The 15,946-nt window shown below is 65.3% G+C and carries 14 protein-coding genes; 8 read left to right on the top strand and 6 right to left on the bottom strand.

Annotated features, from left to right (window positions below; translation table 11 throughout):
* Window positions 1–272: 272 nt before the first annotated feature.
* The 3 genes from CI41S_RS06010 to CI41S_RS06000 form a co-directional block, all read right to left on the bottom strand.
* Complete coding sequence (locus CI41S_RS06010; protein ID WP_139857818.1) at window positions 273–1,427, bottom strand: OpgC domain-containing protein; 1,155 nt, start codon at window positions 1,425–1,427, stop codon at window positions 273–275.
* A 165-nt stretch (window positions 1,428–1,592) separates the two neighbouring features.
* Window positions 1,593–2,207: a TetR/AcrR family transcriptional regulator gene (locus CI41S_RS06005; protein WP_139857817.1), complete on the bottom strand. Its 615-nt coding sequence runs from the start codon at window positions 2,205–2,207 to the stop codon at window positions 1,593–1,595.
* 90 nt (window positions 2,208–2,297) lie between these two features.
* Window positions 2,298–3,470: an acyl-CoA dehydrogenase family protein gene (locus CI41S_RS06000; RefSeq protein ID WP_139857816.1), complete on the bottom strand. Its 1,173-nt coding sequence runs from the start codon at window positions 3,468–3,470 to the stop codon at window positions 2,298–2,300.
* A gap of 202 nt (window positions 3,471–3,672) precedes the next feature.
* On the opposite strand from CI41S_RS06000, the gene CI41S_RS05995 reads away from it, so the two are divergent.
* From CI41S_RS05995 to CI41S_RS05980, 4 genes are all read left to right on the top strand, one after another.
* Window positions 3,673–4,779 (top strand): asparaginase, encoded by a 1,107-nt coding sequence (locus tag CI41S_RS05995; RefSeq protein WP_139857815.1) that lies wholly within the window; start codon window positions 3,673–3,675, stop codon window positions 4,777–4,779.
* Window positions 4,780–4,802: 23 nt separating this feature from the next.
* Window positions 4,803–5,615 (top strand): MBL fold metallo-hydrolase, encoded by an 813-nt coding sequence (locus tag CI41S_RS05990; RefSeq protein ID WP_139857814.1) that lies wholly within the window; start codon window positions 4,803–4,805, stop codon window positions 5,613–5,615.
* A gap of 121 nt (window positions 5,616–5,736) precedes the next feature.
* The gene (gene htpG, locus CI41S_RS05985) at window positions 5,737–7,596 is read left to right on the top strand and encodes a molecular chaperone HtpG (RefSeq protein ID WP_139857813.1); all 1,860 of its coding nucleotides are present in this window, start codon (window positions 5,737–5,739) and stop codon (window positions 7,594–7,596) included.
* 247 nt (window positions 7,597–7,843) lie between these two features.
* Window positions 7,844–8,992 (top strand): DUF3095 domain-containing protein, encoded by a 1,149-nt coding sequence (locus tag CI41S_RS05980; RefSeq protein WP_139857812.1) that lies wholly within the window; start codon window positions 7,844–7,846, stop codon window positions 8,990–8,992.
* Between the two features lie 239 nt (window positions 8,993–9,231).
* On the opposite strand, the gene CI41S_RS05975 is transcribed toward CI41S_RS05980, so the two are convergent.
* The 3 genes from CI41S_RS05975 to CI41S_RS05965 all read right to left on the bottom strand — a co-directional run bounded on the left by CI41S_RS05975 (window position 9,232) and on the right by CI41S_RS05965 (window position 12,059).
* The gene (locus CI41S_RS05975; RefSeq protein WP_139857811.1) at window positions 9,232–9,675 is read right to left on the bottom strand and encodes a DUF2147 domain-containing protein; all 444 of its coding nucleotides are present in this window, start codon (window positions 9,673–9,675) and stop codon (window positions 9,232–9,234) included.
* 161 nt (window positions 9,676–9,836) lie between these two features.
* The gene (locus CI41S_RS05970) at window positions 9,837–11,222 is read right to left on the bottom strand and encodes an MATE family efflux transporter (protein ID WP_139857810.1); all 1,386 of its coding nucleotides are present in this window, start codon (window positions 11,220–11,222) and stop codon (window positions 9,837–9,839) included.
* 306 nt (window positions 11,223–11,528) lie between these two features.
* Entirely contained in the window at window positions 11,529–12,059 is a 531-nt protein-coding gene (locus tag CI41S_RS05965) for a GNAT family N-acetyltransferase (protein WP_139857809.1), read from the bottom strand.
* A 140-nt stretch (window positions 12,060–12,199) separates the two neighbouring features.
* Here CI41S_RS05965 and CI41S_RS05960 point away from each other — a divergent pair, with 140 nt between their 5' ends.
* The 4 genes from CI41S_RS05960 (at window position 12,200) to CI41S_RS05945 (ending at window position 15,925) form a co-directional block, all read left to right on the top strand.
* Entirely contained in the window at window positions 12,200–12,799 is a 600-nt protein-coding gene (locus CI41S_RS05960; protein WP_139857808.1) for a superoxide dismutase, read from the top strand.
* Between the two features lie 239 nt (window positions 12,800–13,038).
* The gene (crcB, locus tag CI41S_RS05955; protein WP_244626412.1) at window positions 13,039–13,425 is read left to right on the top strand and encodes a fluoride efflux transporter CrcB; all 387 of its coding nucleotides are present in this window, start codon (window positions 13,039–13,041) and stop codon (window positions 13,423–13,425) included.
* 1,278 nt (window positions 13,426–14,703) lie between these two features.
* Complete coding sequence (tolQ, locus tag CI41S_RS05950) at window positions 14,704–15,417, top strand: protein TolQ (protein ID WP_139486548.1); 714 nt, start codon at window positions 14,704–14,706, stop codon at window positions 15,415–15,417.
* Window positions 15,418–15,451: 34 nt separating this feature from the next.
* Window positions 15,452–15,925, top strand: a complete 474-nt coding sequence (locus CI41S_RS05945) for a biopolymer transporter ExbD (protein WP_139486549.1) — start codon at window positions 15,452–15,454, stop codon at window positions 15,923–15,925.
* Window positions 15,926–15,946 lie beyond the last annotated feature (21 nt).

The raw sequence follows: 15,946 nt of genomic DNA, 5'->3' as shown, positions 1-15,946 counted from the left end.
AATCTGTCGTCGGACGATGCGCATCGCTTTGCAAAATCTCGCGATGGCCGCCGCGGGGCGCGGAGCAAGACGTGATGAGATCAAGCTGAGCAGCAGCCGCAGACGACACTGCGCCCCCTCACCTCGTTCTTACGGGGAGAGGGTTGGGGTGAGGGGCTATCTCCTCGAACTCGCTGACAGGTGGATTTGCGGAGGCTCCCCCTCACCCGGATCGCATCTTCGATGCGATCCGGCCTCTCCCCGCAGGCGCGGAGAGGCATAAGGGCAGGGATCTACTCCGCCAGCTTCACCGCTGCCGGTGCCTTTGCCGGCGCCTTGTCGACCTTCTTCGACCAGGAGCGGTAATAGGCGAGTATCGTCATCAGCACGATGCCGATCACGCTGACCAGGATCTGCATCCACAGACTGCCGGAAACCTCGACCAGGATCACGTGGGCGACGACGGCAAGGAACACGCCGGAGCAGAACACCTCGAGCGACTGCTGGCCACACTTGATGATGGGCTGGAAGATCGGCCATTCGTAGCCGACCCACTCGCGCGGCAAATAGCGGGTGACGAAGAAGGCGAGCACCACGAAGTGCAGCACGCGATAGGGCGCGAGGTTGGTCTTGTCGTTCGGATTGAACGCATCGTAGAGCCAGGCCGGCATCGCCTGCCCGAGCTCGGGGAAGCGCCCCGCCAGCGTCATCACCAGCGCGAACAGCAGATAGGCCGCACCCAGCACCAGGAAGGCGCGCGAGCGGATGAATTTTATCGACTCGCTGGCGCCGCCAAGCGCGAACCAGCCGCCGAACACGAACAGGAACTGCCAGCAGAACGGATTGAAGTACCACGAGCCGCTCGGATAGGCCGGCACGTTCCAGCCGAAATGGCGTGCGGCGAGATAGAGCAGGAACGACAGCAGAAGCGTCAGATTGAGCCGCCGCAACATCATTGCGAGCACCAGCGGATATACCAGCATCAGCGCGATATAGAGCGGCAGCACGTCCATGTTGACCGGCTTGAACGCCAGCAGCAGGCCCTGATACAGCGTCTCGGCCGGGTTGTGCATGAAGCCCGCGACGTTGAATTCGTTCTCCAGGTTCGGGTCGTGGTAGTGCTGCGCGAGATAACCGATCTCGGCGATGTAGATCACGAACAGCAGGACATGCGCGACATAGATCTGCCAGGCCCGCTTGACCAGGCGGGTGGCGCCGATCACGAAGCCGCGCTCCATCATGATCCGCGCATAGACGAACGAGGCGGTGTAGCCGGAGATGAACACGAACAGGTCGGCGGCGTCGCTGAAGCCGAAGTTCTTCTGCGTGATCCAGTTGACCGCGTTGTTCGGGATGTGATCGAGATAGATCGCCCAGTTGGCGAACCCGCGCAGCAGATCCAGGCGATAGTCGCGTCCGCGCGGCGGCAGGACAGCCCTCACGTCCATCGGTTCATTCCCCTTGCCCGATCGCCGCGACATCAGGTTCGCGCGGTCTCCGCCAGTCATACTAGAGCATGATCGAGACAGCTGTGTAGGGGGTGCGAAGACTATCTTCTCGACCACGCTGTCGTCCCTGCTTTCGCATGGACGACAGCTAAACACCGGGAGGTGTTAACGCTGCACGAAGCCGTTATGCAGCGTCGTGAACAGCGCCTTGCCCTTCTTCACCAGATCGTATTTGCGGCCGTACAGCAGCCAGACCGCAGTGAGGTGGCACATCCCGCCCATCATCAGCGACATCGCGGTGTAGGGATCGAGATTCTTGCGATAGGTGCCGGCGCGGATCGCCTGCTTGATCAGCTGCACGTAGCGCAGCGCGTATTTGTCGACCGCCTTCTTGACCCGCGGCTCCGAGGCGAGGACGCTCGGCCAGATCTCGAGGAAGAACACGCGGCCCCAGCTCGGATTCTCCCTGATGTATTCGAAGTTGGTCATGAAGATGATGCGCAGCTGCTCGACGGCGTCGCCGCCCTTCACCAGCAGCGGCTCGGTCTTCTGATACAGCGCTTCGAAATTGCCCTCGGGCACCTCCAGCACCAGCGCCCGCTTGTCCTCGAAGTAATCGTAGAGGCTGGACAGCGGCACCTTGGCCGCCGCGGCGATGTCGGTGAGCGAGGTGCCGTCGATGCCCCGCTCGCCGAACAGTTTTGTCGCCGCGGCAAGGATCTGCTCGCGCCGCTCACGGCTGCGCTGCTGCTTGAGCTTGAGTGTCGTCCCCGAAGCCACCGGCGTTTCCTCGCGTCCCCCGAAAAAGAGTAAGGCAGGGACAGGAGAACACCAAGCGCTATTGCCATCGGATACAGCGCGGGTCTGCCATCAGGGCGGCGCATTGCGCCGTTCATGGGCCCGGAACGCGTTGCGGGCGATGATCTGGCGCATGATCTCGGATGTGCCATCCAGGATGCGGACCACCCGGGTTTCCCGCCAGATCCGTTCAATCGGCAGGTCTCTGGAATAACCGGCACCACCGAACAGCTGCATGGTGGTGTCGGCAACGCGCTGCACCATGTCGGCGCCGGTGTATTTCGACAGCGCCGCCGCCGCGGTTCGGGCCGCCGCGTCGCCCTGGTCGTAGCGCCAGGCCGCCTCATAGGCGACGAGGCGCGCGGCGTGCAGCGCGCTCGCCATGTCGGCGATCTGCCATTCGATGCCCTGGTGGTCGCGCAGCTTGCGTCCGAACGCCTCGCGCGCGGAGACATGGTCGAGGGCATAGTCCAACAGCTGGCTCGCCGCGCCGACGCAATAGGCGCCCCAATGCGTGCGCCCCGCATCCAGGCACCGCATCGCGATGGCAAAGCCTTCGCCTTCCTGACCCAGCAGGTTCTCGCGCGGCACACGGCAGTTCTCGAAGATCACCTCGGCATGCGCCGAGCCGCGCCCGGCGACCATCTCGACCACGCGGCCGATGCCGAGGCCCGGCGTCTTGGCGTCGACGGCGAACGCCGCAATGCCCCTGGCGCCGGCGGATGGATCGAGCGTGGCGAACACGGTGAAGACGCCGGCGACCGGCGCGTTGGTGATGTAGGTCTTGGTGCCGTCGAGGATGTAGCGGTCGCGATCGCGCCGTGCCGTGGTCTGGATCCGCGCCACGTCGGAGCCGGCATTCGGCTCGGTCAGCGCGAAGGCGCCGATCACCCGTCCGCTGGCGAGCTCGGGCAGCCAGCGGTCGCGAACCTCGGACTTGGCGAACAGCTCGATCGCCTTCGAGCCGATGTGAACGTTGACGCCGCTCAAATAGTAGAAGGCGGTATGGGCCTTCGCCAGCTCCTCGATCGCGATGCAGCTGCCCAGCATCGTGAGCCCAAGGCCGCCGAATTGCTTCGGCGTGTTGGTGCCGAACAATCCCATTTTGCGCAGGCCGGCCATCGCGACTTCCGGCACCTCGCCGGTCTCCTCGATTGCCCGGTCGTGCGGTTTGAGCTCGGTCTGTACGAATTCACGCATCCGGCCCTGCAGGACGAGGAGATCGTCGGGAAGCTGAAAATGCATCGTGCACCAAAAATTCGAATAATCTTCGAAAAACGTTTGCGCCGCCGTCCCGGCGATGTCAAGGTTTTACCCTGCAGGAATCCTGAAAGGCTGGATTGAGGCTGAGCATTCCGCCGGTCACATGGTCTGCCGCAAGTTTGTCCATTTGTTGCGCGACAAAACCACGAGTTGTGGCAGGCCAATGTGTCGCTGGGGGAAAGCAATGACGCCTCACTCGCTTCGATCGACCCGTTTTGCGCTGACGACCATCGGCGCCGCTTTCGTCCTCATGATCGGCTTGCTTGCGTCGCCCGCCGCCGCACAGCGCGCCTCGGACACCACGCTGGCGCGGGTGCTGGTGCTCGGCACCGGCGGCACCATTGCCGGGCAGGCCAGTGCGCGCGCCGGCAACGCCTATGACTCGGGCAAGGTGAACTCGGCGGACCTGGTTGCCGCAATTCCCGGGATCGACAAGCTCGCCCGGATCTCGGCCGAGCAGATCGCCTCGATCGGCTCGCAGGACATGAACGACAAGGTCTGGTTCGACCTCGTCAAGCGTATCCGCGCCGCTGTCGACAGCAAGGAGGTCGACGGTGTCGTCATCACGCACGGCACCGACACGATGGAGGAGACCGCGTTCTTCCTGCAAAACGTGCTCGACACCGACGTGCCGGTGGTGCTGGTCGGCTCGATGCGGCCCTCGACGGCGATCGGCGCCGACGGTCCGGCCAATCTTTACGAGGCGATGCGGGTCGCCTCTGCGCCGGAATCGCGCGGCCGCGGCGTGCTGGTGGTGCTCAACGACACCATCCATGGCGCGCGCTGGGTGCAGAAGACCAACACCACCAGCGTCCAGACTTTCGTTTCGCCCGATGCCGGGCCGGTCGGCTATGTCGACACCGGCTCGCTGCGCTATTTGCATCCGGCGGTCCCGGCCGAGCGTGCAAAGCTGAAGCTGCCGGAGGCGCCGCCGCTGCCGCGGGTCGACATCATCTACTCGCATGCCAATATGGACGCCGCGCCGATCGAGGACGCGGTCAAGCGCGGCGCCAAGGGCATCGTGCTGGCCGGGGTCGGCGACGGCAATTCGTCCAAGGCCGCGATCGATGCGCTGGCCGCGGCGGCGAAGCAGGGCGTCCTGGTGGTTCGCTCGAGCCGCGTCGGCTCCGGCTTCGTCAACCGCAACGTCGAGGTCGAGGACGACAAGCTCGGCTTTGCGGTCGCGCTCGACCTCAACCCGCAGAAGGCGCGCGTGCTGCTGCAGCTCCTGATCGCGGGCGGCATCACCGAGCCGAAGGCGGTTCAGCAGGCCTATGCGGCTAAGCCGTGATCTGACAGTGATGGTGAAATTCGATGCCCCTGTGGACCTGCGAACAATGCGGCGCGCAATTCCCTGAAACCGCGACACCGCCGGCGTCCTGCCCGATCTGCGAGGACGAGCGGCAATATGTCAACTGGAAGGGCCAGACCTGGCTGACGCGCGAGCAACTGGCGGCGCGGCATCACCTGGTGTGGCGCGACGATCTCGGGCTGACCGGGATCGCGCTGGAGCCGTCATTTGCCATCGGCCAGCGCGCGCTGCTGGTGCCGGGCCGCGGCGGCTGCGTGATGTGGGACTGCGTGCCGCTGGCGACGCCGGAGGCGATCGCCCATGTCGCCTCGCTCGGCGGCCTCAAAGCGATCGCGATCTCGCATCCGCATTACTATGGCGCGGTCGCCGACTGGAGCGCGGCGTTTGGCAACGTGCCGGTCTATCTGCACGGCGACGACGCGCAATGGGTGACGCGGCCGTATCCATCGATCGTGCCGTGGCAAGGCGACAGCCATCGCATCTCCGACGACATCTTGCTGATCCGGGCCGGCGGGCATTTTGCCGGCGCCACCGTGCTGCACTGGCGCGGCGGCGCCGACGGGCGCGGCGCGCTGCTCACCGGCGACATCGCGATGGTCAATATGGACCGCCGCTCGGTCAGCTTCATGTACAGCTATCCGAACTACATTCCGCTTAACGCCGCCGCGGTCCGCACGATTGCGGGCAGAGTGCAGCCGCTGGCGTTCGACCGCATCTACGGCGCCTGGTGGGGCAAGAACATCGCTTCCGATGCCAAGGCGGCGTTTGACCGCTCGGTGCGCCGCTACATCTCGGCGATTTCCGAGCGGAACTAAGGCGCGGCCCGCGGTGGAGCACCGGCGGAGCGCCGGGCCGGAAGCCTTCAATCTTGCCAGCCGGCATGGCAGCGCTATATCAGGGCTTTCCCGCCACCTCCCGGATTGCCCCGAGATCCCCATGACCACCACTGCCGCTGCCGAATCCCAGCCGTTCCAGGCCGAGGTCGCCGAACTGCTGGACCTGATGGTGCACTCGGTCTATTCCGAGACCGACATCTTCCTGCGCGAATTGATCTCGAACGCGTCGGATGCCTGCGACAAGCTGCGTTACGAGGCGATCGCCCATCCCGAGCTGATCGCCGACGGCGCGCCGCCCGCGATCAGGATCGCGCCGGACAAGGCCGCCAACACGCTCACCGTCGCCGATACCGGCATCGGCATGGACCGCCAGGAGCTGATCGACAATCTCGGCACCATCGCGCGCTCCGGCACCAAATCGTTCCTGGCAAAACTGACCGAGGCCAAGGACGGCGCCAATTTGATCGGCCAGTTCGGCGTCGGCTTCTATGCGGCCTTCATGGTCGCCGAGAAGATCGTCGTCACCAGCCGCCGCGCCGGCTCGGACGAGGTCTGGGTGTGGACCTCGGCCGGCGGCAGCGGTTTCGAGATCGCGCCCGCGAGCGAGGAAGATGCCAGGCGCGTCGCGCGCGGCACCGAGATCGTGCTGCATCTGAAGCCTGACGCCGCAAAATATCTCGAGGCTTACGAGATCGAGCGCATCGTCCGCGAATATTCCGACAACATCCAGTTCCCGATCCTTTTGGCGGCGGCGGAGGGCGAGCCGCGCCAGATCAATTTGGCGAGCGCGCTGTGGCAGCGCTCGAAATCCGAGCTGAAGCCGGAAGACTATGCGCAGGCCTACAAGCAGATCGCCGGCGCCTTCGACGAGCCGGCGATGACGCTGCATTACCGCGCCGAGGGCCGGCAGTCCTACGCCGTGCTGCTGTTCGCGCCGTCGCAAAAGGCGTTCGACCTGTTCCAGGTCGAGCGCAAGGGCAAGGTCAAGCTCTATGTCCGCCGCGTCTTCATCGCCGACGACGCCGAGCTGCTGCCGGCATATCTGCGCTTCATCCGCGGCGTGATCGACAGCGAGGATCTGCCGCTCAACATCTCGCGCGAGATGCTGCAGAACAATCCGCAGCTGGCGCAGATCCGCAAAGCCGTCACCGGCCGCGTCATCGGCGAGCTCGAAACGATCGGCGAGAAGGAGCCCGAGACCTTTGCAAAAATCTGGGACGCGTTCGGTCCCGTCATCAAGGAAGGCCTGTGGGAAGACTTTGAGCGCCGCGAAAAGCTGCTGGCGCTGTCGCGCTTCACCACGACATCGGGCGAGAACCGCTCGCTGAAGCAGTATGTCGATGATCTCAAGCCGAACCAGACCGAGATCTATTATCTGGTCGGCGACAGCATCGAGCGGCTGAAGTCGAACCCGAAGCTGGAATCGGCGCGCGCCCGCGGCATCGAGGTGCTGCTGCTGACCGATCCGGTCGACGCGTTCTGGACCTCGGCGCCGCTCGATTTCGGCGGCAAGCCGCTGAAGTCGCTGAGTCAGGGCGACGTCGATTTCGGCCTGATCCCGCTCACCGACACCGACGAGAAAAAGGACGAACCGGAAGCGGATGCGGCGACCACGATCGCGCTGATCAAGGATGCGCTCGGCGAGCGCGTCTCTGATGTGCGCGCCTCGCAGCGCCTGACCGCGAGCGCCTCCTGCCTGGTTGCCGGCGGCGATGCGCGCGACCGCGCGCTGGAGCGGTTGCTCGCCCAGCAGAACCGCGGCGCGGTGACAAAGCCGATCCTCGAGGTCAATCTGCGCCACCCGCTGGTCGCAGCCCTCGCCGGCGACACCGCGCAGGCAAAAGACCTGTCGCTGCTGCTGTTCGAGCAGGCCCAGATCCTCGACGGCGAAATGCCCGACGACCCCGCCGCCTTCGCCAGCCGCCTGAACCAGCTCGTGCTGCGCGGAATGGGGAAGTAGTCGCGCCGCATCCGGGCTACGGCCACTCCATCCCCGTCATCCTGAGGTGCGAGCCTCTTGGCGAGCCTCGAAGGATCGACGGCCACCGGCCGGGCCGATTCATCCTTCGAGGCTCGCAAGCGCTCGCACCTCAGGATGACGGGGCAATAAATTCGCTCGTGGCGAATCCGGGGCTCTTGCAAAACCGGATCGCAAACTGCTGCGTATCTGCTACAGATTCTCTCGGGTAGAACGGCGCGGCGGTGCGATGGCTGGCGGCAGCGAAAATTTTTACGGCGGCATCCCCGTGTTTCGCGGCTTCGCGCGCCTGATGGACCCGGCGCTGTATGCGCCGCTGCCCGACGACTGGAGCGTCGGCGTCGCCGATATCGTCGAATCGACCAAGGCGATCGCCGCGCAGCGCTACAAGGCGGTCAACATGGCCGGCGCCGCGGTGGTCGCCGCCGTCACCAATGCGCTGGAGGGGCGCGAGTTTCCCTTCGTGTTCGGCGGCGACGGCGCCAGCTTTGCGATCGCGCCGGCCGATTTCGACAAGGCGCGCGAGGCGCTGGCGGCGACCGCGCGCTGGGTCCGCGACGACCTCGATCTGGTGCTGCGGGTGGCGCTGGTGCCGGTTGCGGCGATCCGCGCCGCCGGCCTCGACGTGCGCGTCGCGCGGTTCGGGCCGTCGGCCAATCTGTCCTATGCGATGTTCTCCGGTGGCGGGCTGGCATTTGCCGATGCCGCGATGAAGCGCGGCGAGTTTGCCATCGATCCGGCGGCCGCCGGCACGCAGCCCGATCTGTCCGGCCTGTCGTGCCGCTTCGAGGTGATGCCCTCGGCGCGCGGCACCATCCTGTCGGTGCTGGTGCTGCCGGCGAAGGGTGCCGATCCGGCGGCGTTCCGCAAGGTGATCGAGGACATCGTCGCGCGGGTGGAGAAGACCCCGGAAGCCGGCCGGCCGGTGCCGGCAGGCGGCCCGCCGCTGCGCTGGCCGCCGCAGGGAGTCGAGTATGAGGCGCGCGCGCGGCGTGGCGGCTCGCTGGCGCTGCGGCGCGCCGTCGTGCTCAGCTTCACGCTGTGGGCCTATACCTTGATGCGGTTCAACATTCCGATCGGGAAGTTCGTGCCGAAGACCTATGTGCGGCAGGTGGTGGAAAACTCCGACTTCCGCAAATTCGACGACGGGTTGCGCATGATCCTCGACTGCACGGTCGAACTCGCCGCCGAGCTCGAGCAGCGCCTCGCGGCCGCCGCCGCACAGGGCATCGTGCGCTACGGCCTGCACCAGCAGGACGCCGCGATGATGACCTGCTTCACGCCGTCGGTGATGCGTGCCGACCACGTTCATTTCATCGACGGCGCCAGCGGCGGCTACGCCGCCGCCGCCACGCTGCTGAAGACCCGTGCGATGTAGTTGGTTTCTTTTCACCTCTCCCCGCCCTTTGCGGGGAGAGGTCGGATCGCCCCGGCAATGCGTAGCATTGTCCGGTGCGATCCGGGTGAGGGGCAGGGCACACTGCTCAACGATCGGCGAATTGCTCGCCGGATGGAGGCCCCTCACCCCAACCCTCTCAGAGCGAGCTTCGCTCGTCTCGGCCCCGCAAGAGCGGGGCGAGGGAGCGCACTGAGCAAGCGGGGAGAAGGAGAAGCGTACTACCGTCCCACCCGCGTCCAGGTCTCGCCGCCGCAGAGTGCGCCGACGCAGCCTTCGACGCGCAGCGTGCTTTCGCCGGTCACGGTGACGCTGCTGGCATAGGTGCCGCCGTCGTCGGCATTGTAGATCTGGCCCTGCCATTTGCCCGCCGCGACCGGATGCATGCCGGAGAACAGCGGCAGTCCGATGATCGGGCGGGTGGCCAGCGACGGGTTGGGATTCTTGTTGTCGACCTGCGGCTTGCCGGTCATCGGATCGATCGGCTCGCGCAGGCTGACGACCACGCCGCAGATGCCGCCGCCGCACTTGCTGATTTTGACGTGGGCATCGCCGGCCTGGGTCTGCCAGACGCCGGCCGGCTCCGGCGAGGTGCCTTGCGCATGCGCGACGGGCGCGGCGAGCGCCGCAACGAGTGCGATCACGTATCCGAATCGGCTGGCCATGATGGTTCCCCCAGAAGGCGGGCCTGCATAGCAAGTCGAACAATTTCTGCAATGTCATAATCTCGCGATCAGGCGAGCGTCGTCGGAAAAATTATGCAGCGCGTCGCCGACGAGGTCATGCTCAGGCAACGATCGGGTGCAGGGCGACAGTTGGTCGCGCTTCAGCCCCAGCGCGTCAGCCGGATCGACACGATCGTGGCAAGACCGAACGCCACCATCGCACCGCCGACCAGCGCAAACAGCGTCCAGGCCGGCGCGCTCACCGTCGCAAGCCACCAGCCGCCGATGCCGACCACCAGGAGGCGGATCGTGCCGGCCAGCACCGGGCCGCCGACTTTGGCGGCGCCCTGCGAGGAGAAGTAGAGGCAGACGCCGACGCCGAAGAAGCCGAAGCCGGGGCCGGCCAGCGCGAAATAGGACGAGGCCGCGGCGGTCACGCCGGGATCGCTGGTGAACAGCGCGATCCACAGCGTCGGCTTGAGCGCGACGATCAGTCCGACCAGCCCGACCACCAGCCCTGCGACGGTGCCGGCGGTCCAGGCCACCTTGCGCGCCCGTGCCGCAAGCCCCGCGCCAACAGCCATGCCGACCATCGGCACCGAGGCGACGCCGACCGCGAACGCGATCGGGATCAGCAAAAATTCCAGCCGCGAGCCCATGCCGTAGCCGGCCAGCGTCTCGGTGCCGAAGCCGGCGAGAATCTTGGTGAAGATCAAAATGGTCAGCACGCTCTGCAGCGGCGACAGGCAGGAGATCGCGCCGACCTTGAGGATGTCGAGAAACATCGCGCGCTGGAAGCTGAAGGCCTTGAAATCGAGCGTCAGCCGGCTGCGGCCGCTAACCAGATACCAGGCGAGGAAGACTGCGCCGAGCGTGAAGGCGGTGAGCTGGCCCGCGGCGACACCGCGCATGCCAAAACTCGGCACGCCGAACAGTCCGAGTCCCAGCACGCCGCCGACCGCGATCTGCACCAAGGAGACCGCGATCAGCGTCATCGACGGGATCCGCATGTCGCCGGTGCCGCGCACCACCGAGGCCAGCGTGTTGACCAGCCAGATCGAAACAGCGCCGGAGAACAACACCTGCGAATAATGCATGGATTGCTCGAGCACGCCGCCGCGGCCGCCGAGCAGCGCATAGAAGTCGCGGCCGAAGGTCAGCATCAGCACGGTGAAGAACAGCCCGGCGCCGGCGCCGATGATCGCGGCATGCAGCGCGAGGTCGGCGGCGCGGTCGCGCTCACCGGCGCCGATCGCGCGGCTGATCGCCGACGAGACGCCGCCGCCCATCGCGCCCGCCGACATCATCTGCGTCAACATCGCGAACGGAAACACAAGTGCGATCCCGGCCAGCGGCTCGGTGCCGAGCCGGCCGATATAGGAGGTCTCGGCCACCGCGACCAGCGTCGAGCCGAACATCGCGATGGTGTTGGGAATCGCCAGTCGCAGCAGCGTCGGCAGGATCGGCGCGGTCAGTAGCTGGTTGACCGGCACCGCGGGCGCCGCCGCGGCGGGACGCAAATGGTCGATCGAGGCTTCAATACTCATCCGCGCTTGCCTTCGCCTCTCCCGCTTGCGGGGGAGGCCGACACGCGCGCAGCGCGGGGCGGGTGGGGGTTTTTCCCGCGATGTGACTTGCGGAGGGAGCCCCCACCCGTAGCCGATGCTTCGCATCGGCGTTTTCTTAGAGAACGGCGGCCGAAGGCCGCCTGTGCCTCCTCCGCAAGCGGGAGAGGGGGCGCAGTCGGCTCGCGGCCGCTGTTGAAGGTCACGTTGTGAAGCTCGCGGTCAATAAATGATGCATGACATATTACGAGCCGCACGACGCTCCGGCCACCTCCACCCGCGCAGGGGTCACCACGGCAGACCGCATAGGTCGAGCTTGCCCTGGCGCGGCGCGCGGACGATGTCGTAGACGAACGGCGCCATCGCCTCGAACACGATTGGCCCGGAGGGCTGCTGGCAACGCAGCTCGCCGGTGAAAGCATGCCAGCCGCGGGCCTGGTAGAAGGCGAAATTATGCGGCTCGCACACCAGCAGAGCAAATTTTACCGCGTCATTGGCGCGCATGGTGTGCACGGCGGCGTCGATCGCGAGGCTGGCATAGCCGCGCCGCCGGCAATCCTCGCGCGTCGACACCCCGCCGATGCCGCCGATATGCACCTTGTGGCCGTTCCAGATGACGGTCCGGAAGTAGATACCGACATGGCAGGCGAGCCCGCCGTCGTCGGGCGCGTCGACCAGCACGCGCAGATCCGCATGCGCCCATTCGATGTGCGCCCAGGGCTGTTTTTCAACGACATCGCGGCGCCACACCGCCTCGAGCAGCGGCTTGGCCCGCGGCCATGACGCATCCCCGTTCAAAATGTCGATTTCGATGCTCATCGTCCTGATCCTCGACGCTTGTCCTTGAGCCCTGCCGATCCGTATACGCGATCTGAAAATGCGGTGTTTCTCCGCCCTGGAACCTTCTATAAGGGGGACCCGTTAAGTGTAGTCTCCCACCCTCTGTTGGACATTACCCCATGACCTTCACGCTACCCGATCTGCCCTACGCCCACGACGCCCTTGCGCCCTACATGTCCAAGGAAACGCTGGAGTTTCACCACGACAAGCATCACCAGGCCTACGTCACCAACGGCAACAACGCGATCAAGGGGACCGAATTCGAAGGCAAGTCCCTCGAGGAGATCGTGAAGGGCTCGTTCGGCAAGAACGCGGCCGTCTTCAACAATGCCGGTCAGCATTACAACCACATCCATTTCTGGAAGTGGATGAAGCCGAATGGCGGCGGCACCAAGCTGCCGGGCCGGATCGAGAAGAAGATCAACGAGGACCTCGGCGGCTTCGAGAAGTTCAAGACCGACTTCGCCGCTGCCGGCGCCGGCCAGTTCGGCTCGGGCTGGGCCTGGCTGCAGGTCAAGGGCGGCAAGCTCGAGATCGCAAAGACCCCGAACGGCGAGAACCCGCTGGTCCATGGCGCAGTGCCGATCCTCGGCGTCGATGTCTGGGAGCACTCCTACTACATCGACTACCGCAACCGCCGTCCGGACTACCTGAAGGCGTTCGTCGAAAATCTCATCAACTGGGATTATGTCGACGAGCTGTTCGGCAAGGCCGGCTGATCGCGCGCGGCCGCCATCCACCGGCGGCCTTCACCCTCCCCTGAAAGGGGAGGGTCGGTTCGCATGAAGCGAAGCGCAATGCGAACCGGGGAGGGTCAACTCTCTCAACGAGCAGTCTCTCGACGGCGAGACTGTGACCCCGCCCCGCCGCTCATTTCATTCGCGTCGACCCTCCCCTTTCAGGGGAGGGTGATGTCGCGGCAGGCATCACGCTCTTCCACCACACCAGCGGGGCAATGGTGGGTAACGCAGTAAGCTATCTTCTCGTCTTCGTCGGCGGCGGTCTCGGCGCGACGCTGCGGCATCTGATCAACCTCACCTGCGCGCGCTGCATCGGCACCGCGTTTCCCTGGGGCACCTTCATCATCAACATCACGGGCTCGACCGTGATGGGCCTGATCGCCGGCTACCTCGCCTTCAAGGGCCAGGCCGCGCAGCCGTGGCGGCTGTTCCTGATGACCGGCATCCTCGGCGGCTACACCACCTTCTCCGCCTTCTCGCTCGACACCGCGCTGCTCTACGAGCGCGGCGAACTCGGCCCGGCCGCGCTCTACGTGCTGGGTTCGGTCGCGCTGTCGATCGCCGGCCTGTTCGCGGGCCTCGCAATCGTGCGGCACCTGACGTGAGCTGAACATGCGTAAGGTGGGCAAAGCGTCAGCGTGACGCCTGTCTTCACGTAAGAGAGGCACCAGCGGCGGGCTCCCTCCCCCCTTGCGGGGGAGGGTTGGGGAGAGGGGTGGCCCCGGGCGAGATACGAGAGATCGTGCGCGCCTGCGTCAATGAACGTCACGCCTCGCCCATGGTGCTCCTGCCTTCGATGAACAGCGGAGCAAGCGGCACCCCTCTCCCCACCCTCTCCCACAAGGGGAGAGGGAACCTGACCGGTGTGCTCACCTCACCGCAATGACGGATGTGATGGTCATGTGACTGCCCGACGGGCAAGTCACCGCAAAAACCTGTCAATCCCCGCGCGCAAAAATATTTCGCTTTTTCGGAAGCGCAACTCAGTGTAGAGTTCGCCCGTCTCACCCGATCGAGGGGCGCTGGCCATCGTCGCGGTGTTGCGGTGAGATGCGGTGGACGCCGCGTGTGCCAGTGACGACAGCACGCGAGGCGGACGGTGAAGTCGTGCAGGCCTGACGCCCTAGTGGCAGGTGTCCCTCGCAAGACGCGTAGCGTCTTGTCGAGCGCGGTGACAAAAAAGCCCAGTCTCGCCGGGGAGAGCACGTATAAGCCGTAACCCATCGCGCAGGGAAAGCCGGGTTGTTTCCGGTTACACCTGTGGTCCTACCCCGGTGCTTTTTTTGTTGCACCGGGCCCATGGGTGCAATCGGCACCCGGCTTTCCCTGCGCCCTCTGATCAAGGAGAGGGCGAAACGAAATGCAAAGCTCGGACAAATCATGTCGCGAGATGGCGAAACTGCGTCCCCACCCACACCTGTCATCGCCCGGTTTAACCGGGCGATCCAGTACGCCGCGGCCCATCGGCTCAATCACGACCGTCTCTGGAATACTGGATCACCCGCCTGCGCGGGTGATGACACAGCGATGTTTGATGAACCGAGAACCACCCCCAACGTCGACCCGGCGTTCGATCCGGTGCCAGGCGCGCCCACGCACCGCGACAACCACCCTTCGGGAACCCGCCAACCGGCTCACCGGCCGGCATTTCCCGCCGCAGAATTTCCCTTTGGTAACCTCGCCTTAACCATGATTAGCGTTTGGTTAGGGTCGGAATGCCGCGAGAAAAGCCCTCGTTTTGACATGTTGGCAGGGGAAGCAGGTGCCGGCTTTGGACGGGCCCCCCATGCGACAGATGTAAGAAGGCCTTCGCGCAGCTTTGCCGCGCCGGGTGCCGATGCGCGGCCAGCCTGTTGGGACCATTCGTTGAGAGGATATTGCCGATGAATCCCGCCGATGTGGCTCAATCTACGCTGCCACTGGCATCGAGCGATGTGTCGCTGATCGCGTTGTTTTGGCAGGCCCATTGGGTCGTCAAATGCGTCATGCTGGGACTATTGTCCTGCTCGGTCTGGGTCTGGGCGATCGCGATCGACAAGATCCTGCTGTACGGGCGCACCAAGCGGGCGATGGACCGGTTTGAGCAGGCGTTCTGGTCCGGCCAATCGATCGAGGAGCTCTACCGGGCGCTGTCGGCCAAGCCGACCCAGTCGATGGCGGCCTGTTTCGTCGCTGCGATGCGGGAGTGGAAACGCTCGTTCGAGAGCCAGTCGCGCTCCTTTGCCGGTCTGCAGGCCCGGATCGACAAGGTCATGAACGTCTCGATCGCCCGCGAGGTGGAACGGCTGGAGCGGCGCCTGCTGGTGCTGGCCACCGTCGGCTCGGCCGGCCCCTTTGTCGGCCTGTTCGGCACCGTCTGGGGCATCATGTCGAGCTTCCAGTCGATCGCCGCCTCCAAAAATACCTCCTTGGCGGTGGTGGCCCCCGGTATCGCCGAGGCCCTGTTTGCCACCGCAATCGGCCTGATCGCCGCAATTCCGGCGACAATTTTCTACAATAAGTTCACCTCGGAGGTGAACCGGCAGGCCCAGCGCCTGGAAGGGTTCGCCGACGAGTTCTCCGCCATCCTGTCGCGTCAGATCGACGAACGGGGTTAAGAGGCGTGATGACGATAACTGCGAGCGCGCGATCATGGCGATGAGCATGGCAGGGTCTGGCGGTGGTGGCGGACGCCGCCGCGGCGGACGCAAGCCGGTGATGGCCGAGATCAACGTCACGCCGATGGTCGACGTGATGCTGGTGCTGCTCATCATCTTCATGGTGGCGGCGCCGCTGATGACGTCGAACATCGACATCGATCTGCCGATCGCCTCAGGCGGCAAGTCGATATCGTCGAACCAGCCGCCGCTGACGCTGTCGGTGAAGCGGACCAATGGCAGCTGCAATTCGAACGTCGAGCTTTACCTGGGCGATGCGCCGATCGCGGCCGCCGACCTGCTGCCGAAGATCAAGGCGATCAAGGAGACCCGGTCGGATGCCGAAAGCGTGGTCTATCTGCGTGGCGACAAGGACGTCTGTTACACGGATATGATGAAACTGCTCGGCCAGATCAGGACCGCGGGGTTCAAGGCGAATATCGTGATCATCCCGGAGGGGGGATCGTAAGAGCAAGCATGGCGGAAGGCA

The sequence above is a fragment of the Bradyrhizobium ivorense genome (genome assembly GCF_900696085.1).
GTDB lineage: Bacteria > Pseudomonadota > Alphaproteobacteria > Rhizobiales > Xanthobacteraceae > Bradyrhizobium > Bradyrhizobium ivorense.
The sequence above is the reverse complement of the archived record's forward strand: the minus strand, read 5'-3'. Positions and strand labels throughout refer to the sequence as shown.